The organism is Pseudomonas sp. B3G-3, assembly GCF_028640915.1.
Classification (GTDB): domain Bacteria; phylum Pseudomonadota; class Gammaproteobacteria; order Pseudomonadales; family Pseudomonadaceae; genus Aquipseudomonas; species Aquipseudomonas chlororaphis_I.
Map to the genome: position 1 here is coordinate 224,714 of NZ_JAQZAB010000065.1, position 24,960 is coordinate 249,673.

Annotated in this window: 28 protein-coding genes; 22 read left to right on the top strand and 6 right to left on the bottom strand. The window is 61.4% G+C overall.

Annotated features, from left to right (window positions below; all coding sequences use genetic code 11):
- Positions 1-14 precede the first annotated feature (14 nt).
- The gene (locus tag PVZ80_RS05990; protein WP_028683100.1) at positions 15-803 is read left to right on the top strand and encodes a hypothetical protein; all 789 of its coding nucleotides are present in this window, start codon (positions 15-17) and stop codon (positions 801-803) included.
- A 126-nt stretch (positions 804-929) separates the two neighbouring features.
- On the opposite strand, the gene prmB is transcribed toward PVZ80_RS05990, so the two are convergent.
- The gene (gene prmB / locus PVZ80_RS05995; RefSeq protein WP_009050201.1) at positions 930-1,838 is read right to left on the bottom strand and encodes a 50S ribosomal protein L3 N(5)-glutamine methyltransferase; all 909 of its coding nucleotides are present in this window, start codon (positions 1,836-1,838) and stop codon (positions 930-932) included.
- A 237-nt stretch (positions 1,839-2,075) separates the two neighbouring features.
- Between prmB and PVZ80_RS06000 the strand changes: the two genes are divergently transcribed.
- The 5 genes from PVZ80_RS06000 to PVZ80_RS06020 all read left to right on the top strand — a co-directional run bounded on the left by PVZ80_RS06000 (position 2,076) and on the right by PVZ80_RS06020 (position 4,845).
- Positions 2,076-2,666 (top strand): cysteine hydrolase family protein, encoded by a 591-nt coding sequence (locus PVZ80_RS06000; RefSeq protein WP_009050202.1) that lies wholly within the window; start codon positions 2,076-2,078, stop codon positions 2,664-2,666.
- A 130-nt stretch (positions 2,667-2,796) separates the two neighbouring features.
- Positions 2,797-3,117: a hypothetical protein gene (locus PVZ80_RS06005; RefSeq protein ID WP_007932271.1), complete on the top strand. Its 321-nt coding sequence runs from the start codon at positions 2,797-2,799 to the stop codon at positions 3,115-3,117.
- Positions 3,118-3,192: 75 nt separating this feature from the next.
- Positions 3,193-3,750 (top strand): Smr/MutS family protein, encoded by a 558-nt coding sequence (locus PVZ80_RS06010; RefSeq protein ID WP_273863527.1) that lies wholly within the window; start codon positions 3,193-3,195, stop codon positions 3,748-3,750.
- Positions 3,751-3,827: 77 nt separating this feature from the next.
- The gene (gene folE, locus PVZ80_RS06015) at positions 3,828-4,373 is read left to right on the top strand and encodes a GTP cyclohydrolase I FolE (RefSeq protein ID WP_003204506.1); all 546 of its coding nucleotides are present in this window, start codon (positions 3,828-3,830) and stop codon (positions 4,371-4,373) included.
- Positions 4,374-4,473: 100 nt separating this feature from the next.
- Positions 4,474-4,845, top strand: coding sequence for a glutathione S-transferase N-terminal domain-containing protein (locus tag PVZ80_RS06020; protein ID WP_009050204.1), 372 nt, complete (start codon positions 4,474-4,476; stop codon positions 4,843-4,845).
- A gap of 174 nt (positions 4,846-5,019) precedes the next feature.
- On the opposite strand, the gene PVZ80_RS06025 is transcribed toward PVZ80_RS06020, so the two are convergent.
- Both PVZ80_RS06025 and PVZ80_RS06030 read right to left on the bottom strand, forming a co-directional pair.
- A complete protein-coding gene (locus PVZ80_RS06025; RefSeq protein ID WP_023966454.1) occupies positions 5,020-5,622 on the bottom strand; it encodes a glutathione S-transferase family protein in 603 nt (200 codons plus the stop codon).
- A gap of 12 nt (positions 5,623-5,634) precedes the next feature.
- On the bottom strand, positions 5,635-6,801 hold the full coding sequence (locus PVZ80_RS06030) for an aminotransferase-like domain-containing protein (protein ID WP_273863528.1): 1,167 nt from the start codon (positions 6,799-6,801) through the stop codon (positions 5,635-5,637).
- Positions 6,802-6,883: 82 nt separating this feature from the next.
- On the opposite strand from PVZ80_RS06030, the gene PVZ80_RS06035 reads away from it, so the two are divergent.
- From PVZ80_RS06035 to PVZ80_RS06045, 3 genes are all read left to right on the top strand, one after another.
- On the top strand, positions 6,884-7,318 hold the full coding sequence (locus tag PVZ80_RS06035; protein ID WP_009050207.1) for a MarR family transcriptional regulator: 435 nt from the start codon (positions 6,884-6,886) through the stop codon (positions 7,316-7,318).
- Between the two features lie 328 nt (positions 7,319-7,646).
- Positions 7,647-8,996, top strand: coding sequence for an NCS2 family permease (locus tag PVZ80_RS06040; RefSeq protein ID WP_009050208.1), 1,350 nt, complete (start codon positions 7,647-7,649; stop codon positions 8,994-8,996).
- Between the two features lie 63 nt (positions 8,997-9,059).
- Complete coding sequence (locus tag PVZ80_RS06045; RefSeq protein WP_009050209.1) at positions 9,060-9,686, top strand: LysE family translocator; 627 nt, start codon at positions 9,060-9,062, stop codon at positions 9,684-9,686.
- A 183-nt stretch (positions 9,687-9,869) separates the two neighbouring features.
- Here the strand turns inward: PVZ80_RS06045 and uraH are convergent, their stop codons facing one another.
- Positions 9,870-10,223, bottom strand: coding sequence for a hydroxyisourate hydrolase (gene uraH / locus PVZ80_RS06050; RefSeq protein WP_009050210.1), 354 nt, complete (start codon positions 10,221-10,223; stop codon positions 9,870-9,872).
- Between the two features lie 421 nt (positions 10,224-10,644).
- Between uraH and puuE the strand changes: the two genes are divergently transcribed.
- The 9 genes from puuE (at position 10,645) to PVZ80_RS06095 (ending at position 19,789) form a co-directional block, all read left to right on the top strand.
- Positions 10,645-11,571 (top strand): allantoinase PuuE, encoded by a 927-nt coding sequence (puuE, locus tag PVZ80_RS06055; RefSeq protein WP_023966466.1) that lies wholly within the window; start codon positions 10,645-10,647, stop codon positions 11,569-11,571.
- Positions 11,568-12,083, top strand: coding sequence for a 2-oxo-4-hydroxy-4-carboxy-5-ureidoimidazoline decarboxylase (uraD, locus tag PVZ80_RS06060; RefSeq protein WP_009050212.1), 516 nt, complete (start codon positions 11,568-11,570; stop codon positions 12,081-12,083). The genes puuE and uraD overlap by 4 nt, the downstream gene beginning before the upstream one ends.
- 78 nt (positions 12,084-12,161) lie before the next feature.
- The gene (alc, locus tag PVZ80_RS06065; protein WP_101283145.1) at positions 12,162-13,157 is read left to right on the top strand and encodes an allantoicase; all 996 of its coding nucleotides are present in this window, start codon (positions 12,162-12,164) and stop codon (positions 13,155-13,157) included.
- A 148-nt stretch (positions 13,158-13,305) separates the two neighbouring features.
- A complete protein-coding gene (locus PVZ80_RS06070; RefSeq protein WP_009050214.1) occupies positions 13,306-13,809 on the top strand; it encodes an ureidoglycolate lyase in 504 nt (167 codons plus the stop codon).
- Between the two features lie 51 nt (positions 13,810-13,860).
- Positions 13,861-15,180, top strand: a complete 1,320-nt coding sequence (locus tag PVZ80_RS06075) for a urate hydroxylase PuuD (RefSeq protein ID WP_273863529.1) — start codon at positions 13,861-13,863, stop codon at positions 15,178-15,180.
- Between the two features lie 151 nt (positions 15,181-15,331).
- Positions 15,332-16,690 carry a nucleobase:cation symporter-2 family protein gene (locus PVZ80_RS06080; protein WP_009050216.1) on the top strand — a complete coding sequence of 453 codons (1,359 nt, stop codon included), beginning with the start codon at positions 15,332-15,334 and terminating at the stop codon, positions 16,688-16,690.
- 145 nt (positions 16,691-16,835) lie between these two features.
- Positions 16,836-17,621, top strand: a complete 786-nt coding sequence (locus PVZ80_RS06085) for an outer membrane protein OmpK (RefSeq protein ID WP_110175708.1) — start codon at positions 16,836-16,838, stop codon at positions 17,619-17,621.
- A gap of 385 nt (positions 17,622-18,006) precedes the next feature.
- The gene (locus PVZ80_RS06090) at positions 18,007-18,792 is read left to right on the top strand and encodes an outer membrane protein OmpK (protein WP_009050218.1); all 786 of its coding nucleotides are present in this window, start codon (positions 18,007-18,009) and stop codon (positions 18,790-18,792) included.
- A gap of 142 nt (positions 18,793-18,934) precedes the next feature.
- A complete protein-coding gene (locus PVZ80_RS06095; protein WP_016704393.1) occupies positions 18,935-19,789 on the top strand; it encodes a pirin family protein in 855 nt (284 codons plus the stop codon).
- Between the two features lie 90 nt (positions 19,790-19,879).
- Here PVZ80_RS06095 and PVZ80_RS06100 read toward each other — a convergent pair whose 3' ends face one another.
- Positions 19,880-21,052: a patatin-like phospholipase family protein gene (locus PVZ80_RS06100; protein ID WP_009050220.1), complete on the bottom strand. Its 1,173-nt coding sequence runs from the start codon at positions 21,050-21,052 to the stop codon at positions 19,880-19,882.
- Between the two features lie 50 nt (positions 21,053-21,102).
- Positions 21,103-22,035, bottom strand: a complete 933-nt coding sequence (locus PVZ80_RS06105; RefSeq protein WP_009050221.1) for a lipid A biosynthesis lauroyl acyltransferase — start codon at positions 22,033-22,035, stop codon at positions 21,103-21,105.
- A gap of 121 nt (positions 22,036-22,156) precedes the next feature.
- Between PVZ80_RS06105 and minC the strand changes: the two genes are divergently transcribed.
- The 4 genes from minC to PVZ80_RS06125 all read left to right on the top strand — a co-directional run bounded on the left by minC (position 22,157) and on the right by PVZ80_RS06125 (position 24,883).
- On the top strand, positions 22,157-22,894 hold the full coding sequence (gene minC, locus PVZ80_RS06110) for a septum site-determining protein MinC (RefSeq protein ID WP_009045065.1): 738 nt from the start codon (positions 22,157-22,159) through the stop codon (positions 22,892-22,894).
- Positions 22,895-23,062: 168 nt separating this feature from the next.
- Positions 23,063-23,875 carry a septum site-determining protein MinD gene (minD, locus tag PVZ80_RS06115; RefSeq protein WP_009050222.1) on the top strand — a complete coding sequence of 271 codons (813 nt, stop codon included), beginning with the start codon at positions 23,063-23,065 and terminating at the stop codon, positions 23,873-23,875.
- Positions 23,876-24,130, top strand: coding sequence for a cell division topological specificity factor MinE (minE, locus tag PVZ80_RS06120; RefSeq protein WP_007928666.1), 255 nt, complete (start codon positions 23,876-23,878; stop codon positions 24,128-24,130). It begins immediately after the preceding gene.
- Positions 24,131-24,247: 117 nt separating this feature from the next.
- Entirely contained in the window at positions 24,248-24,883 is a 636-nt protein-coding gene (locus PVZ80_RS06125; protein WP_007928667.1) for an RluA family pseudouridine synthase, read from the top strand.
- The last annotated feature ends 77 nt before the right edge of the window (positions 24,884-24,960 follow it).

Genomic DNA, 24,960 nt, shown 5'->3' on the forward strand with positions numbered 1-24,960 from the left:
AGGATCTCGCCGTTATGACCGATACCCAGAACCCTCCCGAAACCGAGGTTGAAAACCCCGCTCCCGAAGCCGTGGCGTTGCCGTGGGCGGATGTCCACGCCGAGCATCACCGGATGCTTCGCCTGGCCCCGCTGCAAACCGATCGCGCCACGGGCGGACGGCCGCTGCGCTTTATCGAGTTCGGTTATGCCGAGCGCAGCAACAAGGAGCGCAGCCTGTTGCGCATGACCCTCCAGTTGCCGGGCCAACGGGTGCGCAAGGAGCAGAATCACCTGGATGTCTGGGTCGATCATGCGACTCGGCGGGTGCGCTTCGAGCCGGAAAACCTGCAGATCGAGCCGGCGAACCGTGGCATCGGCCGCTTTCTGCTGGCGCAGGGCGCAAGCTGGGCGCAGAAGAAATGGCCGCACTACCGCGTGGACGGTTTCGAACTGGCGAACAAGGATGCGCTGAACGAGGCCACGCGCCTGCGACGCGATCATTTCCTGCGGGTCCAGGGTTTCGATGTGGTTTACGCCGATGCCCAGCATCTCAAGGGCAGCGTCAAGAATGTGCAGGTCGGCGAACTGCTGGCCAACTGGAACACCGAAAAGCTGCAATTCGTCGAGATCCTCGAAGCCGCGCAGATGCTGCAACAGGCCGAGCAGAACCTCGAAGAGCAGGAAGTCAAACTGCGCAAGCACGAAGAAAAGGTTGCCAAGTACAAGCGCGAAGACACCGGACTGCGCTTTACCATCACCTGCCTGGTGGCCTTTGCGGTGTTCCAGGCCGGGTTGCTGATCTGGATCGCGACCCACCGCTGATTCCAGACTTACGCGGATACCTGTAGGAGCGAAGCTTGCTCGCGATAGCGTCCGTCCAGGCACACCCCGGTGCCTGGATCGCGGGCAAGTCGGATCGCCGCCCGCTCGCTCCTACAGAAACGCCGATCAGACCCGGGAGCTGAACAACGCCTGGTGCTGCCGGCACTGCTCGGCGGTGAGCATGAACACGCCATGGCCGCCGCGCTCGAAGTCCAGCCAGGCGAAGTCGACTTCCGGGTACAGGGCTTCGACATGGACCTGGCTGTTGCCGACCTCGACGATCAACAGGCCCTTCTCGGTCAGATGATCGGCCGCCTCGGCCAGCATGCGCCGCACCAGGTTCAGGCCATCGTCGCCACAAGCCAGGCCCAGCTCTGGTTCATGCTGGTACTCCTCGGGCATGTCGGCGAAGTCCTCGGCATCCACATACGGCGGATTCGACACGATCAGGTCGAAACGCTGGCCCGGCAAGCCCTCGAAACCGTCGCCCTGCACCGTGAACACCCGCTCATCGACGCCATGGCGCTCGATGTTCTGGTTCGCCACCTCGAGGGCTTCGAACGACAAGTCGGCCAGCACCACTTCCGCATGGCGGAATTCGTAGGCGCAGGCAATGCCGATGCAGCCGGAACCGGTGCACAGGTCGAGAATCCGCGCAGGCTCGGCACCCAGCCAGGGTTCGAAACGTTTTTCGATCAGCTCGCCGATCGGCGAACGCGGGATCAGCACACGCTCGTCGACAATGAACGACAGGCCACAGAACCAGGCCTCGCCCAGCAGGTAGGCGGTCGGCACGCGCTCTTCGATGCGCCGCTTGAGCAGACGCTGCAGATTGACCAGTTCGTCATCTTCCAGCGCGCAGTCCAGATAGCTGTCGGCTATTTCCCACGGCAGGTGCAAGGCACCCAGTACCAACTGGCGGGCTTCGTCCCAGGCGTTGTCGGTCCCATGGCCGAAAAACAGATCCTCCCCATGAAAGCGGCTGACAGCCCAACGGATGTGGTCGCGCAGGGTGCGCAGGCGGGAAGTGATCACGGGACAGACTCCTGAAAAAACGACTGGCGATTCTAACAGCCAAAACGTCTGAGGACGACGCATGAAAAATCTGAGTCTGCGGGGCGCCCAGGCGCTTTTCCCCGCATTCGACCCGATTCTCCATAGCCCTTGACACGGCTGTAGGCCAGCAACCACGCACCTTACGTTAGTAGCGATTCACAGAAGCGCTCCGCCAGAGGACAATGTCGCAAAAGCCCCACTCACAGGAGCCCCAGAATGTCCGTTCCAAAGACGATGTTTCAACTCAGCGGTCGTGGTTATGCAGCGGCTAATTTGAGCCACGCGACCCTTGTGATCATCGACGCCCAGAAAGAGTACCTCAGCGGTCCGCTGGCCCTGTCCGGCATGGACGCCGCGGTCGCCAACATCAAGCAACTGGTCGCTGCCGCCCGCTCCGCCGGCCGCCCGGTTGTGCACGTGCGCCACCTCGGCACCGTCGGCGGTCTGTTCGACCCCCAGGGTGAGCGCGGCGAATTCATCCCCGGCCTCGAACCCCAGGGCGACGAGACCATCATCGGCAAGCTGCTGCCGAGCGCCTTCCATGGCACCGAACTGGAAAAGCGCCTGCAGGACCTGGGCTCCCTGGACCTGATCGTCTGCGGTTTCATGAGCCACTCCAGTGTCAGCACCACCGTGCGCGCGGCGAAGAACCTGGGCTTTCGCTGCACCCTGGTGGAAGACGCCTGCGCCACCCGCGACCTGCCCTACAAGGGCGGCATCCTCAGCGCCGAGCACGTCCAGCAGACCGAAATGGCCATCATGGCGGACAACTTCGCCACCCTCGCCCTGACCAAAGATCTGATCTGATCGACCTGCAATGAGCGGTCCACGGGCCGCTCATCCGTAAAAGCCTCTCATTTGCCGTAATTGCCTTAGCCTCAGGAACCACCCGGTCATCTTTCGGTCGAAGGGCCGATACCCATTGAGGAAGGTCGGAATGAAGATATCCGATGGTTTTGACGCACGTCGTCTGCGGCCCAAAGGCCCGCGGAACTGGCGTTTGCGCCTGGGCGCGGGATTCTCCGCGTTGCTGGCGACCTTCGGTGTGCTGCTGGCGATGGCCGGGGCCGCCAGCCTGTTGGGGCGCCCTCCGGCGCTGGGCGAATTGAATGCAAGTCCGGCAGGTTCCGCGGTGATTCTAGCGGTCGGTCTGTTACTGCTGTATGTCGGCGTCTGGCTGTGGCGTCGCTGCCGGCGCCGCATGCGCCAGCCGCAGACCTTGAACATGGCTCCGCACCTGATGAAGAAACATGACTGAATCGATGGCAACACGTTTTGTCCCGCCCCTCTCCCGTCGAGTTGGGTAAACTGCTCGGTCTTCGCGGAGGCTGACATGCAAGACGACGATTTTTCCCTGTTCAAAAGCGCGATCCAAGGCGTCAAGCCGATCAAGCACGATCGCGCCGAAACCGGCAAACCCAAGGCTGACCGGGCGCAGATCGCCAAGCTGCGCCAGGCTGCCAGCGTGCGCACCGAGACCACTGCCGTCGACGGGCTGTCCGATCAGTTCGTGATCGACGTCGGCCCGGAAGACGAGTTGATGTGGGCCCGCGACGGGGTTCAGGAAAGCCAGATGCGCAAGCTCAAGGTCGGCCAGATCCCTTTCGAGGGCAGCCTCGACCTGCACGGCATGAACGTGGAAAAGGCCCGGGAAACCCTCTGGGCGTTCCTCGCCGAAGCCACCAGGTTCGAAATCCGCTGCGTGCGCGTCACCCACGGCAAGGCCGTGCGCCTGGACGGCAAGCGGCCGATGATCAAGAGCCACGTCAACACCTGGCTGCGCCAGCATCCCCAGGTGCTCGGCTTCACCTCGTGCCAGGCCAGGCACGGCGGCGCTGGGGCCGTTTATGTGATGCTCAAACGCACCATGATGGAAGGTCGCGACGAGTAAAGCCGCTTCGTCGCGCTTGCAGCGTCGAGTCCGCCACCGTACCCTTGCCCTTTGCGTAAAATCCCACAGGTAGTTTCATGTCCCTGGAACAGAATTACACGGCGATCCTCGGCCAATTGGGCGAAGACGTCTCCCGCGAGGGCCTGCTCGACACGCCAAAACGTGCCGCCAAAGCCATGCAGTACCTCTGCCGCGGTTATGAACAAACGCTGGAAGAAGTCACCAACGGTGCCTTGTTCAGCTCCGATAACAGCGAAATGGTGCTGGTCAAGGACATCGAGCTCTACTCGCTGTGCGAGCACCATCTGCTGCCTTTCATCGGCAAGGCTCACGTCGCCTACATTCCAAGCGGCAAGGTGCTGGGCCTGTCGAAAGTCGCGCGCATCGTCGACATGTACGCGCGTCGCCTGCAGATCCAGGAAAACCTCAGCCGCCAGATCGCCGATGCGGTCCAGCAAGTGACCGGCGCCCTGGGCGTCGCGGTGGTGATCGAGGCCAAGCACATGTGCATGATGATGCGCGGTGTGGAGAAGCAGAACTCGTCGATGATCACCTCGGTGATGCTGGGCGAATTCCGCGAAAACGCGGCGACCCGCAGCGAGTTTCTCAGCCTGATCAAGTAATCGGCTGCCCGAAAGAACCGGCGTTCATCGCCGGTTTTTTTTCGCCTGGCAAAAATCAGGTAAGCTGCCGCCCCTTCTTTCATGGGCAAGAGGCAATATCGTGATCGTCAAAGCGCTTCGAGTCGGCCTGGGCCAGCTCATCATCTTCATCGACTTCATCACCCGCCCACGCAAGCAGCAGCGCCCCGCCGCGGCCCAAGCCCAGGTCGAACAGGCCGCCAAGGGCCTGACCCTGTACCAGTTCCACGCCTGCCCCTTCTGCGTGAAAACCCGCCGCACCCTGCACCGCCTGAACGTTCCCGTGGCCCTGCGTGACGCGAAAAACAACGAGCAGGACCGCCAGACCCTGCTGGAGCAAGGCGGCAAGATCAAGGTGCCGTGCCTGCGCATCGAAGAAAACGGCCAGACCACCTGGATGTACGAGTCCAAGGTGATCATCGATTATCTGGACAAGCGCTTTGCAACAGCTTGAATGGTTGGTGGCGTTCTGAAGGACGTCAGCACGGGCAAGCCACGCTCCTACAGGTTTACGACCGAGTCTCTGTAGAGGAGCGAGGCTTGCCCGCGATAGCGCCAGAACAGCCCCCACAAGAACCAGACCATAAAAAACCGACCCAAGGGTCGGTTTTTTGTTTCCCGCAGAAGCTCAGTCGAGCATCCCGACATGCCGCGGATGGCTTTCCACCCGTTGCATCCAGGCCTGGATCGCCGGGTAGCGCGCCAGGTCGAAGCCACCTTCATGGGCGACATGGGTGTAGGCATAGAGCGCGATATCGGCAATCGAATACTGCTCGCCTACCAGATACGGCGTGCGCGCCAACTGGTGCTCCATCACGTCCAGCGCCTTGTAGCCGCGCTTTTGCAGCTTCTCGTATTCGTGAAGGCGCTCTTGCGGCAGGCCCAGATAAAGCTGGATGAAACGCGCCACGGCAATGTACGGCTCATGGCTGTATTGCTCGAAAAACTGCCATTGCAGCACTTGCGTGCGTAAACGCGGCTCGCTCGGCAGGAATTCGCTGCCATCGGCGAGGAAGTTGAGAATCGCGTTCGACTCCCACAGGCAAGTGCCGTCTTCCAGCTCCAGTACCGGGATCTTGCCGTTGGGGTTCTTCGCCAGAAACGCCTCGGTCTGCGTATCCCCGTTCAAGATATCCACAGCGTGCCACTCATAAGGCTGGCCCAGCAGATTGAGCATCAGCTTGACCTTGTAGCAGTTGCCGGACCGGTAATCCCCATAAACCTTGTACATGGCCCTCTCCTCTTAGGCTGCCTGTGCAGCCTGTGCTTGACGTACCACGGTGGCCAGCCGCTTGAGACCTTCGTCCAGACGCGCCGGATCGATATGACTGAAATTCAACCGCAGGTGACCTGGATTGCGGTCCGGCTCGGAGAAGAAGGGTTCGCCCGGCATGAATGCCACATCCTGCTCCAGCGCCGCCTTCAGCAAAGTGCGGGTGTCCAGCGGCTGTTTCAAGGTCAACCAGAAAAACAGCCCGCCCTGGGGCACCTGCCAATCGGCCAGATCGCCGAAATGACGTTGCAGGGCCGCCTGAAAACCGTCGCGGCGGACTCGGTAGAAATCACGCAACTCGCCCAGATGCTGCTGATACTGCTCGGTACCTATCCATTGCAGCGCCTGCCATTGGCCGACACGGTTGGTGTGCAGGTCCGCCGACTGCTTCAACCGCAGCAGATGGGGAAACAGGTCCGGGCTGGCGATCAGGTAACCGACCCGCAGCCCTGGCAGCAGCGTCTTCGACACGGTGCCGGTGTAGATCCAGCTGGCCTTGCGCAGGCGCCCGACGATGGGCGTGGCGTTACCGCCATCGAAAGTCAGCTCGCGGTAAGGTTCGTCCTCGATCAGGGTCACCTCGAACTCGTCGAGCAACGCCGCCACGGCATCGCGCTTGGTCTCGCTGTAGCGCACCGCCGAAGGATTCTGGAAGGTCGGGATCAGGTAGATGAACGCGGGACGATGCTGCTCCAGGCGGGCGCGCAATTGCGCCAGGTCCGGCCCATCGGCCTCAAGCGGCACGGTCAGGCAATCGGCGCCGAACAGCTGGAAGATCTGCAACGCCGCCAGGTAGGTCGGCGCTTCCAGCATGATCTCGGTGCCCTTGTCGATGTACAGCTTGGCCGCCAGATCGAGGGTCTGCTGGGAACCGCTGACCACCAGCACCTGGCTGGCCTCGCACGGCACGCCCAGCGCCCAGGCCTGTGCCGCCAGGGCCTCGCGCAGCTGTGGCTCGCCCTCGCTCATGCCGTATTGGCCCATGGACACCGGCATCGCCTGCCAATCGGTCTTCGGCAGCATCGCTTCGGCGGGCAGCCCTCCGGCGAACGACATCACTTCCGGACGCTGCGCGGCGGCAAGGATTTCACGGATCAGTGAGCTTTTAAGACGCGAAACACGTTCGGAGAAGGCCATGAGGGTCACCCGTAGCGAAGGCGGAGGAAAATACGTCAAACTGCTTGACCGAAATTACGCCGACTTTCGCAGATACGTCAATATGCTTGACCTTAAAAACCAGACCACGCAACAAGCCGCCATGGAAGCTTTCTTCTTTGGTTACCAGGCGTTCACCGCCAAGGCCGACGAAATGCTCGAGCGCCGCGGCCTGAGTCGCGTGCATCAGCGCATCGTGTTTTTCATCGCCCGCTACCCGGGGCTGAGCGTGAAGGAACTGCTCACGGCACTGGGCGTGAGCAAGCAGGCGCTGAACATTCCCCTGCGTCAATTGATGGAGATGCACCTGGTCAACAGCGTTGCCCCAGAGAGCGACAAGCGTAAACGCCTGCTGGAACTGACCGAGGACGGTGCGCGCTTTGAGCAATCGCTGCGGCGCGAGCAGGTGAAGCTGCTGCAACGGGTGTTCGCCGAGGCCGGAGAGGCGGCGGTGGATGGCTGGCTGGCGGTGAACAAGGCCCTGGGCGAAAACCGCTGACACCACAGCCTGCGAGCGCACAGCGGCCGTCAACCTGCATAGCCGATGCTTCTGCAAGACCCGCGTCAGCCCCATTACGAGCGCTGCGCGCTCGATCGCAGGCTGCGCCAGCGGCTACAGGCATATAGCCTTTCTGGCGAACTTTTCGCACACAACCTAAAAAACATTATTTGCTTTCTTTGTATACAAAAGCATAATTCGCCACGTGCGAGTTCCTGACCCATAGGTCAATAAAAGCCCGCAAGCCTTACATGCCTCAAAGAGCCGCTGCCCACCCTCGCGTGTCCGGCTCTGGAAAAAATAATAAAACTCTTGAGGAGTACTCGCTGTGGAAAGCCGCAAATCCGAAGCCCCTACGCTGGAACTCTCGCCGCCGCTGAACAGTGGCTGGCTGGAGCGCATCTTCAAACTCAGGTTGCATGGCACCACGGTGAAGACCGAACTGATCGCCGGTCTGACAACCTTCATCACCATGGCCTACATCATTTTCGTCAACCCCAACATCATGGCCGACGCCGGCATCGACCACGGCGCGGCCTTCGTCGCCACCTGCATCGCCGCCGCCCTGGGTTGCCTGTTGATGGGGCTGTACGCCAACTGGCCGGTAGGCCTGGCGCCCGGCATGGGGCTGAACGCCTTTTTCACCTACACCGTGGTCGGAACCATGGGCTACAACTGGGAAACCGCCCTCGGTGCGGTGTTCGTGTCCGGCGTGCTGTTCATGTTCCTGACCTTCTCGCGGATCCGCGAATGGCTGCTCAACAGCATTCCGGCCAGCCTGCGCTTCGCCATGGGCGCCGGCGTGGGCCTGTTCCTCGGACTGATCGGCTTGAAGACCGCGGGCATCGTGGTCGATAGCCCGGCCACCCTGATCAAGCTCGGCTCCCTGCGCGAACCCGGCCCGCTGCTGGCGGCGATCTGCTTCCTGATGATTGCCGTGCTCAGTTACCACCGGGTGTTCGGCGCGATCCTCATCAGCATCATCACCGTGACCCTGGCCGGCTGGGGCCTGGGCCTGGTGCACTACGAGGGCATCATGTCGGCCCCGCCGAGCCTGGCACCGACCTGGATGGCCATGGACGTCGCCGGAGTGTTCAACGTCAGCATGATCAGCGTGGTGCTGGCCTTCCTCTTCGTGCACATGTTCGATACCGCCGGCACCCTGATGGGCGTAGCCCAGCGCGCCGGCCTGGTCAATCCCGACGGCAAGATCGAGAACCTCTCCCGCGCCCTGAAGGCGGACAGCGCCTCCAGCGTATTCGGTGCGGTGGTCGGCGTTCCACCCGTGACCAGCTACGTGGAAAGTGCCGCGGGTGTCGCCGCGGGTGGTCGGACTGGTCTTACCGCAGTGACCGTAGGTGTGCTATTTATCGCAGCCATGTTTTTCGCACCGCTGGCTGGCATGATCCCCGCTTATGCCACCGCCGGTGCGCTGATTTATGTGGCGATGCTGATGATGGGCGGCATGGCCCACATCGATTGGGAAGAGGCCACCGACAGCATCCCGGCGATCGTCACCGCAATCATGATGCCGCTGACCTTCTCGGTCGCCGACGGTATCGCCCTGGGTTTCATCACCTACGTAGCCTTGAAGGCCGGGACGGGCAAGTACAAGGAAATCTCCATCAGCCTGTGGGTGCTGTGCGCGATCTTTATCGCCAAGTTCATTTTCTTGTAGGCACATCGGTTTCAAACGGCCTCACCCCGTCGGGTGAGGCTTTTGCACATAAGGAGAAAGGCAATGAGCGTGGAAACCTGGCTGCTGTTCAGCGGCGCGGCACTGGTGGTGATCCTGATTCCGGGCCCGCTGTCCCTGCTGATGATCAGCAATAGTCTGAATTACGGTTTGCGCCGGTCCTACCCGGCGTTTCTCGGCGGCGTGTTTGCCTCGATCTGCCTGCTGAGTGCCTCGGCCCTGGGCCTGGGCGCCCTGCTGCTGGCTTCGGAGCAGCTGTTCAGCGCCCTGAAAATCGTCGGTGCGCTGTACCTGTTCTATCTCGCCTGGCAAAGCTGGCAGCAATCGCGGCAGCCCTCCCTCGGCGCCGAAGTGCCCCAGGCCGCACCGAAACCGCGCTTTCGCGCACTGTTCGGGCGCGCTTTTGTGCTGGGCGCGAGCAACCCGAAAGACATTCTGTTCTTCGCCGCGTTTCTGCCGCAGTTTCTCAGTGCCGAACAACCCTTCCTGCCACAACTGCTGATCATGATCGTCACCTGGACCCTGCTCGACCTGCTGTGCAAGCTGGCCTACGGCCTGGGCGCCCATGGCGCGGCGCGCTACCTGCGCAGCGGCAAGGGCCAGAGCTGGTTCAACCGGGTCAGCGCCGGGCTGTTCAGCGGCGCGGGCGCTGCGTCGCTGTTGAGCCGCTGAAAGCATCGCGGGCAAGTCGGATCGCCGCCCGCTCGCTCCTACAGAAGCCAATCCTGTAGGCGCGTGGCTTGCCCGCGATGGCGTCCTCAGCCACAGCACATTTTCGAAGACAAAAAAAAGCCCGCAGTGTGAGCGGGCGAAAGACCAAAGAAGCTATTTGCGCAGGCTTCGTGGGGGAAAGTCCTAGCTTCCTCTGTAGGTCGAATAACTGTAGGGCGAGATCAGCAGCGGTACGTGGTAATGCTCCTGCTCGGCCGAGATGCCGAAACGCAGCACCACCACATCGAGAAACGCTGGCTCAGGCAGTTGCACGCCGCGAGCACGGTAGTAATCGCCGGCATGGAATTGCAGCTGGTAAACCCCGGTGCGGTAGTCATCGCCTTGCAGCAACGGCGCATCGCAACGGCCATCGCTGTTGGTCAGGGCACTGGCGACCAGTTCCAACTGGGCACCTTCGACCCGGTACAGCTCGACCTTGATGGCGCTGCCTGGGCAGCCATGCGCGGCATCCAACACGTGTGTAGTCAAACGTCCCATTGATTCTGCGTGTCTGTGCGCGCTCACACGTCCAGACCTCGCGCCTCCTGAAGTCAGTTGATAAGGAGACCGCACCGTTTCGGAGCACGAAAGGATGCGGCAAGGAATTTATTAAGACACTTTTAAAAAAAATTGTACACAATAAAAATCACCCATTTCCGGGTACTTCGAGCAAGTCCCCGTATTCCCTTGATCAGCGGCTAGACCATGAGAGCAGGAGACTTTTCATCCATTAGCTGACCAACCAGGCAGGTTTCTTGCAGTACCCAGGGATGAACACAATCGATGAAAAATGCAAAAAATCGGGCTTACAAACTGATTGAAAAGTTGTATACAATCGTTCCATCGCTGTGACGCCAGCCTGCCTTTCCCCCTCAGGCCCCGCCACGCCACCGTTATCACGATAAGAAGGAAGACTGCAGTGAGCGCTGACTACCCACGCGACCTGATCGGTTACGGCTCCAACCCTCCTCACCCTCACTGGCCGGGCAATGCCCGCATCGCCCTGTCGTTCGTGCTCAATTACGAAGAAGGCGGCGAGCGCAATATCCTGCACGGCGACAAGGAGTCGGAAGCCTTCCTTTCGGAAATGGTCGCCGCCCAGCCCCTGCAGGGCGAGCGCAACATGAGCATGGAATCGCTGTACGAGTATGGCAGCCGCGCCGGCGTCTGGCGGATCCTCAAGCTGTTCAAGGAATTCGACATTCCGCTGACCATCTTCGCCGTCGCCATGGCCGCCCAGCGCCATCCGGACGTGATCCGCGCCATGGTCGAAGCCGGCCACGAGATCTGCAGCCACGGCTACCGCTGGATCGACTACCAGTACATGGACGAGGCCCAGGAACGCGAGCACATGCTCGAGGCGATCCGCATCCTCACTGAAATCACCGGTGAACGCCCGCTGGGCTGGTACACCGGCCGCACCGGCCCGAACACCCGGCGCCTGGTGATGGAAGAAGGCGGTTTCCTCTACGACTGCGACACCTACGACGACGACCTGCCCTACTGGGAACCCAACAACCCGACCGGCAAGGCGCACCTGGTGATCCCCTACACCCTGGACACCAACGACATGCGCTTCACCCAGGTCCAGGGCTTCAACAAGGGCGACGATTTCTACCAGTACCTCAAGGATGCCTTCGACGTGCTGTACGCCGAAGGCGCCGAGGCGCCGAAGATGCTGTCCATCGGCCTGCACTGCCGCCTGATCGGCCGTCCGGCGCGCCTGGCCGCCCTGAAACGCTTTATCGAGTACGCCAAGGGTCACGATCAGGTCTGGTTCACCCGCCGCGTGGATATCGCCCGCCACTGGCAACAAACCCACCCGTTCCCGGGAGCTGCGAAATGAGCACCTTCCAAACCCTGAAACCCTCGACCCTGAGCCGCGACGCCTTCGTCAAAGCCTTCGCCGATATCTACGAACATTCGCCATGGGTCGCCGAAAAGGCCTTCGACCTGGGCCAGGACGCATCGATCGACCGGATCGACACCCTGCACCAGCGCATGAGCGACATCCTGTTGAGCGCCGATCACCAGAGCCAGTTGGCCCTGATCAACGCTCACCCGGACCTGGCCGGCAAAGCCGCCGTCCAGGGGCAGCTGACCGAAGCCAGCACCCATGAACAGGCTGGCGCCGGTATTCACCAATGCACGGCCGAAGAGTTCCAGCGCTTCACCGAGCTGAACGACGCCTACAAGGCCAAGTTCAAGTTTCCCTTCATCATGGCGGTAAAAGGCAGCAACCGGCATCAGATCCTCGCGGCGTTCGAAGCCCGCATCCACAACTCGGTGGACACCGAATTCCGGTGCGCGCTGGCGGAGATCAACAAGATCGCCCTGTTCCGATTACTGACTCTCTAGCAAGCCTGGCCCGAGTACGAAACGTACCCAGGGCCCTGCAAGCATCCCAAGCCACTCAATTAAAGGCAGACAAGAAGAATGAAAGCTTACGCCGTACCTTTCGAGAAGTTCGTCAACCTGGCCGACGCCCGCCTGGGCACCAAGATCATCTCGGTGACCGATGACTGGTTCGCGGACGCCAACCGTCTGTTCCAGCCGACCCCGGCCGTATGGAAGGAGGGCGTATTCGATGACAACGGCAAGTGGATGGACGGCTGGGAGTCGCGCCGCAAGCGCTTCGAAGGCTACGACAGCGCTGTGATCCGCCTGGGCGTGCCTGGCCAGATCAAGGGCGTGGACATCGACACCTCATTCTTCACCGGCAACTTCCCGCCATCGGCCTCCCTGGAAGCCTGCTTCCTGACCGAAGGCGAGCCGAACGAAAACACCCAGTGGGTGGAAGTGCTGCCGGCCGTCGAGCTGCAAGGCAACAGCCATCACTACCACGAGATCAGCAACGACCAGGCGTTCAGCCACCTGCGCTTCAACATCTACCCGGATGGCGGCGTGGCCCGTCTGCGCGTGCACGGCATCCCGTACCGCGACTGGTCGGCGGTCGGCGACAACGAACAGGTCGACCTGGCAGCCGCCCTCAACGGTGGCCGCGCCCTGGCCTGCTCCGATGAACACTTCGGCCGCATGAGCAACATCCTCAACCCGGGCCGCGGCATCAACATGGGCGATGGCTGGGAAACCGCCCGCCGCCGCACGCCGGGCAATGACTGGGTGATCGTCGCCCTGGGCCATCCGGGCGAGATCGAGAAGATCATCGTCGACACCCTGCACTTCAAGGGCAACTACCCGGACAGCTGCTCGATCCAGGGCGCCTTCGTCAAGGGTGGCACCGACAGCCAGATCGAAACCCAGTCGCTGTTCTGGCGCGAACTGCTGCCGAGCCAGAAGCTGGAAATGCACGCCGAACACACCTTCGCCGAGCAGATCAAGGCCTTGGGCCCGATCACCCATATCCGCCTGAACGTGTTCCCGGACGGTGGCGTCAGCCGCCTGCGGATCTTCGGCAAGGTCGCGAAGTAATGCCGAGCCTGTAGGCGCGAAGCTTGCTCGCGATAGCGGTTGTCAGGTCGACATCTGCTGTCTGGTTTGACGCCATCGCGAGCAAGCTTCGCTCCTGCAAAAAACATGACTTGCCGAAAAACCGAACTCACAGATTAAGAAGAACAGCATGCGCACATTGATGATCGAACCGCTGACCAAAGAAGCCTTCGCCCCCTTCGGTGACGTGATCGAAACCGACGGCAGCGATCACTTCATGATCAACAACGGTTCGACCATGCGCTTCCATCGTCTGGCTACCGTGGAAACCGCCACGCCGGACGACAAGGCGATCATCAGCATCTTCCGCGCCGACGCGCTGGACATGCCCTTGACCGTACGCATGCTGGAGCGCCATCCGCTGGGCAGCCAGGCTTTCATTCCGCTGCTCGGCAACCCCTTTCTGATCGTGGTCGCGCCACTTGGCGATGCACCTGTATCGGGCTTGGTCCGCGCCTTCGTCAGCAATGGCAGGCAGGGCATTAATTACCATCGCGGCGTCTGGCACCACCCGGTGCTGACGATCGAAAAGCGGGATGACTTCCTGGTGGTTGATCGCAGTGGCACAGGCAATAACTGCGATGAGCATTTCTTTGAAGAGGATGAGTGTTTGATCCTCGCCCCCCACCAATAAGAGAAGGTCTGATCACCCGAAAACAAGGGTGACAGGCGAGAGGTAAAGACTGTGGAAGCACATCTGTTGGAATGGCTCAACCTGAGCGTGCGTTGGGTTCACATGATCACTGGCGTGGCCTGGATCGGCGCGTCGTTCTACTTCGTCTGGCTGGAAAACAACCTCAATCGCGTCAACCCCAAGGACGGCCTGTCGGGCGACCTCTGGGCAATCCACGGTGGCGGCATCTATCACCTGGAAAAATACAAGCTGGCCCCACCGTCCATGCCGGAGAACCTGCACTGGTTCAAGTGGGAAGCCTACTTCACCTGGATGTCGGGGATCGCCCTGCTCTGCCTGGTGTTCTACTACAACCCGATGCTCTACCTGGTAGCGCCCGGCAGCGGCCTGACCGGCCCTGAAGGCGTGGCCATCGGCATCGGTTCGCTGATCGCCGGCTGGTTCGTCTACGACTTCCTCTGCGACTCGCCCCTGGGCAAGAAACCCGCCCTGCTCGGCTTCATCCTGTTTGTGCTGTTGATCGCCGCGGCCTATGGCTTCAGCAAGGTGTTCAGCGGTCGCGGCGCCTATCTGCATGTCGGCGCCATCATCGGCACCATCATGGTCGGCAACGTGTTCCGCATCATCATGCCGGCCCAGCGCGCGCTGGTGGCCGCCATCGCGGAAAACCGCACGCCGGACCCGACCCTGCCGGCCAAGGGCCTGCTGCGTTCGCGCCACAACAACTACTTCACCCTGCCCGTGCTGTTCATCATGATCAGCAACCACTTCCCGAGCACCTACGGCAGCCAGTACAACTGGTTGATCCTGGCCGGGATCGCGGTGCTGGCGGTGCTGGTGCGTCACTACTTCAACACCCGCCACGACAGCCACAAGTTCGCCTGGACCCTGCCGGTCGCAGCCCTGGGCATGATCTGCCTGGCCTACGTCACCGGCCCCGCGCAAATGGCCAAGGGTCCGGAAGTGGCCAAGGCGCCAGCGAAGATCGAATACCAGCCACTGCCGGAAACTGCCATCGGCGGCGGCGCCAAGCCTGAAACCGCAGCGGCTCCGGCAGCTCCGGCGGCTCCCGAAGTTGCTCCGACGCAAGCGTCCACGGCAACCCCGGGCCCGAGCTTCGACAAGGTGCACAACGTGATCCAGGAACGTTGCACCGTCTGCCACTCGGCCAAGCCCACCAGCCCGCTGTTCAGTGCCGCGCCGGCCGGCGTGATGTTCGATACCCCGGAGCAGATCAAGCTCCAGGCCCCACGGATCCAGGCCCAGGCAGTCGCCAGCCAGATCATGCCGCTGGGCAACATCACCCAGATGACCCAGCAGGAACGTGACCTGATCGGCGCCTGGATCAACCAGGGGGCGCGCACCAACTGAGTCACCGCTGAAAAACATCGCGGGCAAGCCTCGCTCCTACGGGAGTGAGCTTGCTCGCGATCAACCGCCACGCGGTTGGCCTGCTGCAAAAAAGCTGTTCGCAACCACACAGCTTTCTAATCACAAGAATAAAAAAGATCCGAGGTGTTGCATGTCCGCGTTAACCGAACCGCGCATCCCCGACGCACCCGCCATTGCGCGACTGCCCCTTTTGCAACTGATCCTGGTCGGTTTGCAGCATGTCCTGCTGATGTACGGAGGCGCCATCGCGGTGCCGTTGATCATCGGACAGGCCGCGGGTCTGAGTCGTGAAGAAATCGCTTTCCTGATCAATGCCGACCTGCTGGTCGCCGGCATCGCCACCATCGTGCAATCCCTCGGCATCGGCCCCATGGGCATCCGCATGCCAGTGATGATGGGCGCCAGCTTTGCCGCCGTGGGCAGCATGGTGGCCATGGCCGGCATGCCGGGCATCGGTTTGCAGGGGATCTTTGGCGCGACCATCGCCGCCGGTTTCTTCGGCATGCTGATCGCGCCCTTCATGTCCAAGGTGGTGCGTTTCTTCCCGCCCCTGGTCACCGGCACCGTCATCACCTCCATCGGCCTGTCGCTGTTCCCGGTCGCGGTGAACTGGGCGGGCGGCGGCAGCCACAATACCGAATTCGGTTCCCCGATCTACCTGACCATCGCCGCGCTGGTACTGGGCACCATCCTGCTGGTGCACCGTTTCATGCGCGGTTTCTGGGTGAATATTTCCGTGCTGATCGGCATGGGCCTGGGCTACGTGCTCTGCGGCCTGATCGGCATGGTCGACCTCAGCGGCATGGCCCAGGCACCCTGGGTGCAGGTGGTCACTCCGCTGCATTTCGGCATGCCGCAGTTCCATCTGGCGCCGATCCTTTCGATGTGCCTGGTGGTAGTGATCATCTTCGTCGAGTCCACCGGGATGTTCCTCGCCCTGGGAAAGATCACTGGCCAGGAAGTCACCCCGCGCATGCTGCGTCGCGGCCTGCTGTGTGATGCCGGCGCCTCGTTTTTCGCCGGTTTCCTCAACACCTTCACCCACTCTTCGTTCGCCCAGAACATCGGCCTGGTACAGATGACCGGCGTGCGTTGCCGCTCGGTGACCCTAGTCGCCGGCGGCCTGCTGATAGTCCTGAGCCTGCTGCCCAAGGCGGCTTTCCTGGTGGCCTCGATTCCACCGGCGGTACTGGGTGGCGCAGCCATCGCCATGTTCGGCATGGTGGCGGCGACCGGGATCAAGATCCTCCAGGAAGCCGACATCGCCGACCGCCGCAATCAACTGCTGGTGGCGGTGAGCATAGGCATGGGCCTGATTCCGGTGGTCCGCCCGGAATTCTTCGCCCACCTGCCGCTGTGGATGAGCCCGATCACCCACAGCGGAATCGCCATGGCCACTCTCAGTGCCCTGGCCCTGAACCTGCTGTTCAACATCCTGGGCGGTACCGAACGGGCCGCCAGCAATCCCCGACACGCCCACCAGCATTGAAGCCTGAACGGGGCGGCCTGGCGGTCGCCCCTGCTTGACCGTCGATACCCGAAATACACGCACGACAGGCAGACCCGGCACCGCGCCCGGTCGCAGTCGGCGGCTGCCTGCGCCTTGACAATAAAAACAAACAGGGAGCAACACGATGAGACATGCACACGCACGCCTGCTGCTCAGCGGCACACTGCTGGCGACAACCCAGGCCATGGCCGGCGACCTGCTGCTGTGGCAGACCAACAGCCTGACGTACCTGTACGGCAAGAACTTCGCGATCAACCCGTCGATCCAGCAGACGGTGACCTTCGAACACGCCGACCGCTGGAAGTACGGCGACACCTTCCTGTTCGTCGACAAGATTTTCTACAACGGCCAGGAAGACCGTAACAAAGGCCGCCACGCCTTTTACGGCGAGTTCAGCCCCAGGCTGTCGTTCGGCAAGATCCTCGACCGCTCATTGGCCTTCGGCCCGGTCAAGGATGTGTTGCTGGCCATGACCTACGAATATGGCGAAGGCGACAGCGAGGCCTACCTGATCGGCCCCGGTTTCGACCTCGCCGTTCCGGGCTTCAACTATTTCACCCTGAACTTCTACCGCCGCCAGACCGAAGGCCCGCGCCCCGGCGACGGTGTCTGGCAAATCACCCCCTCCTGGTCCTACAGCATCCCGCTGGGTCGCTCGAACCTGTTGATCGACGGCTACCTGGACTGGGTGGTGGACAACGACCGGAACGACCGCGGCACCTACCACGCCAACCTGCATATCAACCCACAGATCAAATACGACCTGGGCAAGGCCCTGCGCCTGGGCGAGAAGCAGCTGTATGTCGGCCTCGAATACAGCTACTGGAAAGACAAGTACGGCATCCAGAACAGCCCGAACCTGGACACCAACCAGAACACCGCCAGCCTGCTGGTGAAGGTGCATTTCTAGGATGGCCGGCAAACGTGCTCCAAAGTTGTTTCAAGTGCGCTATTGCAGAGCACTTGAGCAAGGCCGTGGGAGTCAGTATTCTCCGCGGCCGCCTGAATCCGGTGAAAAAAAAAGCCCGGATTTAAAAACTGACCAGAAAGCCAACTTATCCAGGCCTCTGGAAAGTACCAAGGCGTACCGATTTAGAACCGAATTCACTCTCGATCGACTGTATTCGTACAGCCGCGCGGGAGTTTTTGCGTTTTTTTTTCGCCTTGGCTCAGCTCTTGCTATCAGCAACAAAGCTGACCGATCGGATGATTTTTCAGCCACTGGAAGGTGCCACACCAGAGCACCGGCTTTAAAGAAAAAAACGTGGAACCACTTACTTTTTGGGAGCAACCGAATGAACCGCATCTGTAAAGGCCTGATGCTTGCCGGATCCTTGCTGGCAGGGGCCCAGGCCACCGCCGGCGATCTGCTGCAATGGCAGAACAACAGCCTGACTTACCTCTACGGCAAAGACTTCGCGATCAATCCAGAAATCCAACAGACCGTTACGTTCGAACATGCCGATGCCTGGAAGTACGGCGACAACTTCCTGTTTATCGACAAGATCTTCTACAACGGTAAAAAGGACGGCAACGTCGGTCCGAATACTTATTACGGCGAGTTCAGCCCGCGTCTTTCATTCGGCAAGATCTTTGATCAGAAGTTGGAGTTCGGTCCGATCAAGGATGTATTACTGGCCATGACTTATGAGTTCGGCGAAGGCGATAACGAGTCCTACCTGATCGGTCCGGGTTTTGACCTGGCGATCCCCGGGTTCGATTACTTCCAGTTGAACTTCTACAACCGCCAGACCGAAGGCAGCCGTGCCGGCGACAATGTCTGGCAGATCACCCCGGTCTGGTCCTACACCATTCCGGTGGGCCGTTCGGACATCCTGATCGACGGCTTCATCGACTGGGTGGTGGACAACGACAAGAATTCCAAAGGCGAGTACCACGCCAACCTGCACATCAACCCGCAGATCAAGTACGACCTGGGCAAGGCGCTGAAACTGGGCGACAAACAGCTGTATGTCGGTATCGAATACGACTATTGGAAGAACAAGTACGGAGTCAAGGACACCCCGTACTTCGACACCGACCAGAACACCGCCAGCCTGCTGCTCAAGTACCACTTCTGATGCTGTGAGCGCCGTTCCCGTGCGGGTCGCGGGAACGGATTACATCGAACAAATCGATAGTAACACCCCGATATTCGCAACCATCGATCAGTTGAGCTGGCATAGCATGTCGCTCATTCCAATCTGATCAGGAGTTGCATCGATGACTCAATTTCGCAAAGTACTCAGCGTCCATACCGGCCAGCCCGCTTCGGACGGCGCCGGCGTCAGACTGACCCGGGTCTTCGGTGGCCAGGGTGTCGAGCGTTTCGACCCGTTCCTGATGCTCGACGAATTCGGTTCGGAAAACCCCGACGATTACATCGCCGGCTTCCCGCCCCACCCCCATCGCGGTTTCGAAACCGTCACCTACATGCTTGAAGGCCGCATGCGCCACGAGGATCACCTGGGCAACGTCGGCCTGCTGGAAGGCGGTGGTGTGCAGTGGATGACCGCTGCCAAAGGCATCATCCACAGCGAGATGCCGGAGCAGGAAGAAGGCGTGATGCGCGGCTTCCAGCTATGGCTGAACCTGCCGGGCAAGCACAAGCTGGACAAGGCCGGCTACCGGGACATCCAACCCCAGGACATCCCGCGCCTGACCACCGCCAATGGCGTGGAAGTGGTGGTGATCGCCGGCCGCTTCGATGACGGCCAGGTGCAGCAGACCGGTGCCGTCGAACGACCGGATACCGAGCCCCATTACTTCGACCTGCGCCTGCCTGCTGGCGCCAGCATCAGCCCGCGTCTGCCTGAAGGACATCGGGCCCTGCTGTATGTCTATGAAGGCCAGGTTGAGCTGGCCGGGCATCCGCAACCGGTCGCCAGCAGCAAGCTGGTGCGCCTGTCCGACCAGGGCGAGATCCAGTTGAGCAGTGCCAATGGCGCCCGTGTGCTGTTGATCGCCGGCAAGCCCCTGGGCGAGCCGATCGTGCAGTACGGCCCGTTCGTGATGAACACCCGGGAAGAGATCGAGCAGGCGTTGCGGGATTTTCGCGATGACAAACTGACGGCCTGAGCATTGCCCTTAGAAACGCTATCGCGAGCAAGCTCGCTCCTACAGAGATAATGAACTCCCTGTAGGAGCGAGCTTGCTCGCGATGCTTTTTCAGGCCGTCTCGACTTCTGCCGCCAATCCCAGGAAGCGCCGCAGCTCGTCGCGCTTGGCCAGGGCATCGCTGCGTCCCAGTTCGATCAGTTCGCTGCAATACCCCGACTCGAACAACAGGTAACTCAGGACTCCGGCACCGCTGGTCTTGGTTGCCCCCGGCCCGCGCAGAAACAGGCGCAGTGCCGCCGGCAGCTCATGCCGGTGCCGGGCAGCGATCTCGTCGATCGGCTGGCTGGGCGCAATCACCAGCACCTCCACCGGCGCCACGCCCAGGGCGCGGACGGGCGTGCCCGACGGCAGCAGATGACTGAACTGGTTGAGTCGCTGCAAGAGTTCGATGTCGCTCTCCAGGCTGTCAATGAAGGTACTGTTGAGCATGTGGCCGCCGATCTGCGCCAGCGTCGGCTGCTGCCCGGTGTAGCTGCGTTGCTGGGGCGCCTGCGGATCGATGCCGCGAGGGTTGCCGCTGACCCCGACCACCAGCACCCGGCTGGCCCCCAGGTGCAACGCCGGACTGATGGGCGCCGATTGCCGCACCGCGCCGTCGCCGAAAAACTCCTGGTCGATTTTCACCGGCGCGAACAGCAACGGAATCGCCGAACTGGCCAGCAAGTGTTCAACCGTGAGTTCGGTGGGCAGGCCGATACGCCGATGGCGCAGCCAGGCATCGATGGTGCCGCCGCCCTGGTAGAAGGTCACCGCCTGGCCCGATTCGTAACCGAAGGCCGTGACCGCCACCGCTTGCAGGTGCTTTTGCGCGATCGCCTGACGAATGCCGGACAGCTGCAGCTTATCGTTCAACAACTGCCGCAGCGGTGAACTGTTGAGCAGCGCCACCGGCACCTGCGCGCCCAGGCCGAGCAGGCTGTGACCGACGAACCGGGTGGCCTGGCGGATCACCCCGGGCCAGTCGCTGCGGATCACCTGATGGCTGCGAAAGCCCTGCCAGAACGCCGTAAGACGTTCGATGGCCGCTGTGAAATCCAGCGCGCCGCTGGCCAGGCTGACCGCGTTGATCGCCCCGGCCGAGGTCCCGACAATCACTGGAAACGGATTGCTCGCCCCCGCCGGCAGCAACTCGGCAATTGCCGCCAATACCCCCACCTGATATGCCGCACGAGCCCCGCCGCCGGAAAGAATCAATCCTGTGACCGGTTCCGCTGGGCTCATCGCTACACTCCATGGCGCTGATAAAGGGCTTTCAATCTAGCCTGATAATTTCAACCGCGCTTCTTATACAGCTTCGGCTCGCCTGGCGGGCGGCTCTTGAAACGGCGATGCGCCCACAGGTACTGCTCCGGGCACTCGCGCAGCACACCTTCGATCCACTGGTTGATGCGCAGGCAATCGGCCTCTTCGGTCTCTCCCGGGAAATCCTGCAGCGGCGGGTGAATCACCAGCCGATAACCACTGCCATCGGCCAGCCGCTGCTGAGTGAAAGGCACCACCAGGGCCTTGCCCAGCCGGGCGAACTTGCTGGTGGCGGTAACCGTCGCCGCCTGGATGCCGAACAGCGGCACGAACACGCTCTGCTTGGCGCCGTAATCCTGGTCCGGTGCGTACCAGATAGCGCGCCCGGCACGCAGCAGCTTGAGCATGCCGCGCACGTCTTCACGCTCCACGGCCAGGGAATCCAGGTTGTGCCGCTCGCGGCCACGGCGCTGGATGAAATCGAACAGCGGATTCTTGTGCTCGCGATACATGCCATCGATGGTGTGCTGCTGGCCCAGTAACGCCGCGCCGATTTCCAGGGTGGTGAAGTGCAGGGCCATGAGGATCACGCCCTTGCCTTCCAGCTGCGCCTGCTTGAGGTACTCCAGCCCTTCGACATGGGCCAGGCGCGCCAGGCGCGGCTTGGACCACCACCAGCTCATGGCCATCTCGAAAAAGGCGATGCCGGTGGAGGCGAAGTTTTCCTTGAGCAGGCGCTTGCGCTCGGCCGCGGACTTCTCGGGGAAACACAGTTCCAGGTTGCGCTTGGCGATCCGCCGACGCTCGCCGGCCACCCGGTACATCAACGCGCCCAGGGCACGGCCGATCCACAGCAGCAGCGGATAGGGCAACTGGACCACCAGCCATAGCAGGCCCAGGCCCAGCCACAGCGGCCAAAAACGGGGATAAAGAAATGCAGCTCGAAAACGCGGGCGATCCATTACAGATTCCGGACAGACAACAAGGTCGCGCATTCTACATCGGTTCGACCCGGCTTGCGGCCCGCGGGCGTTCTCGTTATAAGTCTCGGCACTTTTAGTGACAAGCCGCTTTATGCCGACCATGAGCCAAACCGAATCGCAAGACCTGGATCCTGTGTTCCAGTTGAAGGGCAGCATGCTGGCCATCACCGTGCTGGAACTGGCCCGCAACGACCTCGAAGGCCTCGATCGCCAACTGGCGGCGAAGGTCGCGCAAGCCCCGAATTTCTTCAGTAACGCCCCGCTGGTGCTGGCGCTGGACAAACTGCCGGCCAGCGAAGGCGCCGTCGATCTGCCCGGCCTGATGCGCGTCTGCCGTCACCATGGTCTGCGCACCCTGGCGATCCGCGCCAGCCGCATCGAAGACATCGCCGCGGCGATCGCCGTTGATCTGCCGGTCCTGCCTCCCTCCGGCGCCCGCGAGCGGCCGCTGGAACCGCAGGAAAACGAAGCCCGGAAAAAGCCTGAAAAACCGCCTGAGCCGACCATCAAGCCCACCCGCATCATCACTTCGCCAGTACGCGGCGGACAGCAGATCTATGCCCAGGGTGGCGATCTGGTAGTGACTTCGTCGGTCAGTCCGGGTGCGGAACTTCTGGCCGATGGCAACATCCATGTATACGGCCCGATGCGCGGTCGAGCGCTGGCCGGGGTCAAGGGCGACACCAAGGCACGGATTTTCTGTCAGCAGTTGAGCGCTGAACTGGTGTCCATCGCCGGCCAGTACAAGGTTTCCGAGGACCTGCGGCGCGACCCGTTGTGGGGCGCCGGGGTCCAGGTCAGCCTGTCGGGTGACGTGTTGAACATCACACGTCTTTAACGGATACTGCCGCATTTTCCAGGCATCTCTAAAACCTAGCGAATACGGCTCAAACGAAGTAGGAGCAGGTGTTAACCGACCTCCAGCCAAGGCTGTCCGACTGCAGTAGTTTTCATAGAGATGTTTTTCAGGGGCTAAAAAGTCCTTCTTCCTTAGGGGTGAAACACCTTGGCCAAGATTCTCGTGGTTACATCCGGCAAGGGTGGTGTGGGTAAGACCACCACCAGCGCCGCTATCGGTACCGGCCTCGCTCTGCGCGGCCACAAAACTGTCATCGTCGACTTCGACGTCGGCTTGCGTAACCTCGACCTGATCATGGGTTGCGAACGTCGCGTGGTGTATGACTTCGTCAACGTGGTCAATGGCGAAGCCAACCTGCAGCAAGCCCTGATCAAAGACAAGCGCCTGGAAAACCTCTACGTACTGGCCGCCAGCCAGACCCGCGACAAAGACGCGTTGACCCAGGAAGGCGTGGAAAAAGTGCTGATGGAGCTCAAGGAGACTTTCGATTTCGTGGTCTGCGACTCCCCGGCCGGTATCGAGAAAGGCGCCCACCTGGCCATGTACTTCGCCGACGAAGCGATTGTCGTGACCAACCCTGAAGTTTCCTCGGTGCGCGACTCCGACCGCATGCTCGGTCTTTTGGCCAGCAAGTCCCGCCGTGCTGAAAGAGGTGAAGAGCCGATCCAGGAACACCTGCTGATCACCCGCTACCACCCGGAGCGCGTCGAAAAAGGGGAAATGCTCGGCGTCGAAGACGTCAAGGAAATCCTCGCCGTGCGCCTTCTCGGCGTGATTCCGGAATCCCAGGCAGTGCTCAAGGCCTCCAACCAGGGCGTGCCGGTGATTCTCGACGACCAGAGCGATGCCGGCCAGGCCTACAGCGATACCGTTGATCGCTTGCTGGGCAAGGAAAAGGAACACCGGTTCCTCAATGTCGAGAAGAAGGGATTCTTCGAGCGCCTGTTTGGAGGTAGGTAAATGAACCTTTTTGACTTCTTTCGTGCCAGCAAAAAAGTAAGCACCGCGTCGGTAGCGAAAGAGCGTCTACAGATCATCGTGGCGCATGAACGCGGCCAACGCACTACCCCCGATTACTTGCCTGCCTTGCAGAAGGAACTGGTGGAAGTAATCCGCAAGTACGTCAATATCGGGTCCGATGACGTGCACGTCGCTCTGGAAAACCAGGGCAGCTGCTCGATCCTGGAACTCAATATCACCCTGCCTGATCGCTGATCGACCAGGCTGGAGCCACGGCGGCTCGATCCCTCGGTTTTTCTACAGGAGCAAGCCTGCTCCTGTAGAAGCCGGGCTGATCGAGCCGCCGTTGGCGTTTGTTACGAGGCTGTTTTAATGCCGCTGTCGAATATCCGCATCATTCACCAGGACGCCGCTGTCCTGGTGGTGGACAAACCTACCCTGCTGCTCTCAGTGCCTGGCCGGGCCGATGACAACAAGGATTGCCTGATCACCCGCCTGCAGGAAAATGGCTACCCGGAAGCCCGCATCGTCCACCGGCTGGACTGGGAAACCTCCGGCATCATCCTGCTGGCCCGCGACCCCGATACCCACCGCGAACTGTCCCGGCAATTTCACGACCGCGAGACCGAAAAAGCCTACACCGCATTGTGCTGGGGCCAACCGGAACTGGACAGCGGCAGCATCGACCTGCCACTGCGCTACGACCCGCCGACCAAACCGCGGCACGTGGTGGACCACGAATTCGGCAAGAACGCCCTGACTTTCTGGCGCGTGCTGGAACGTTGCGGCGACTGGTGCCGTGTCGAGTTGACCCCGATCACCGGGCGCTCGCACCAGTTGCGGGTGCATATGCTGTCCATCGGTCACCCGCTGCTGGGCGACGGCCTGTACGCGCATCCACAAGCGCTGGCCGCCTGGCCACGCCTGTGCCTGCACGCCAGCATGCTCAGCTTCACCCATCCGCAGAGTGGCGAACGCCTGCGCTTCGAATGCCCGGCACCGTTCTGATCGAGAGCGGCCACCGTAGCGGGACGCCCCTCGATTGAGGGGCATACAACCTCAGAAAAATCCGACCAAAAATTAAG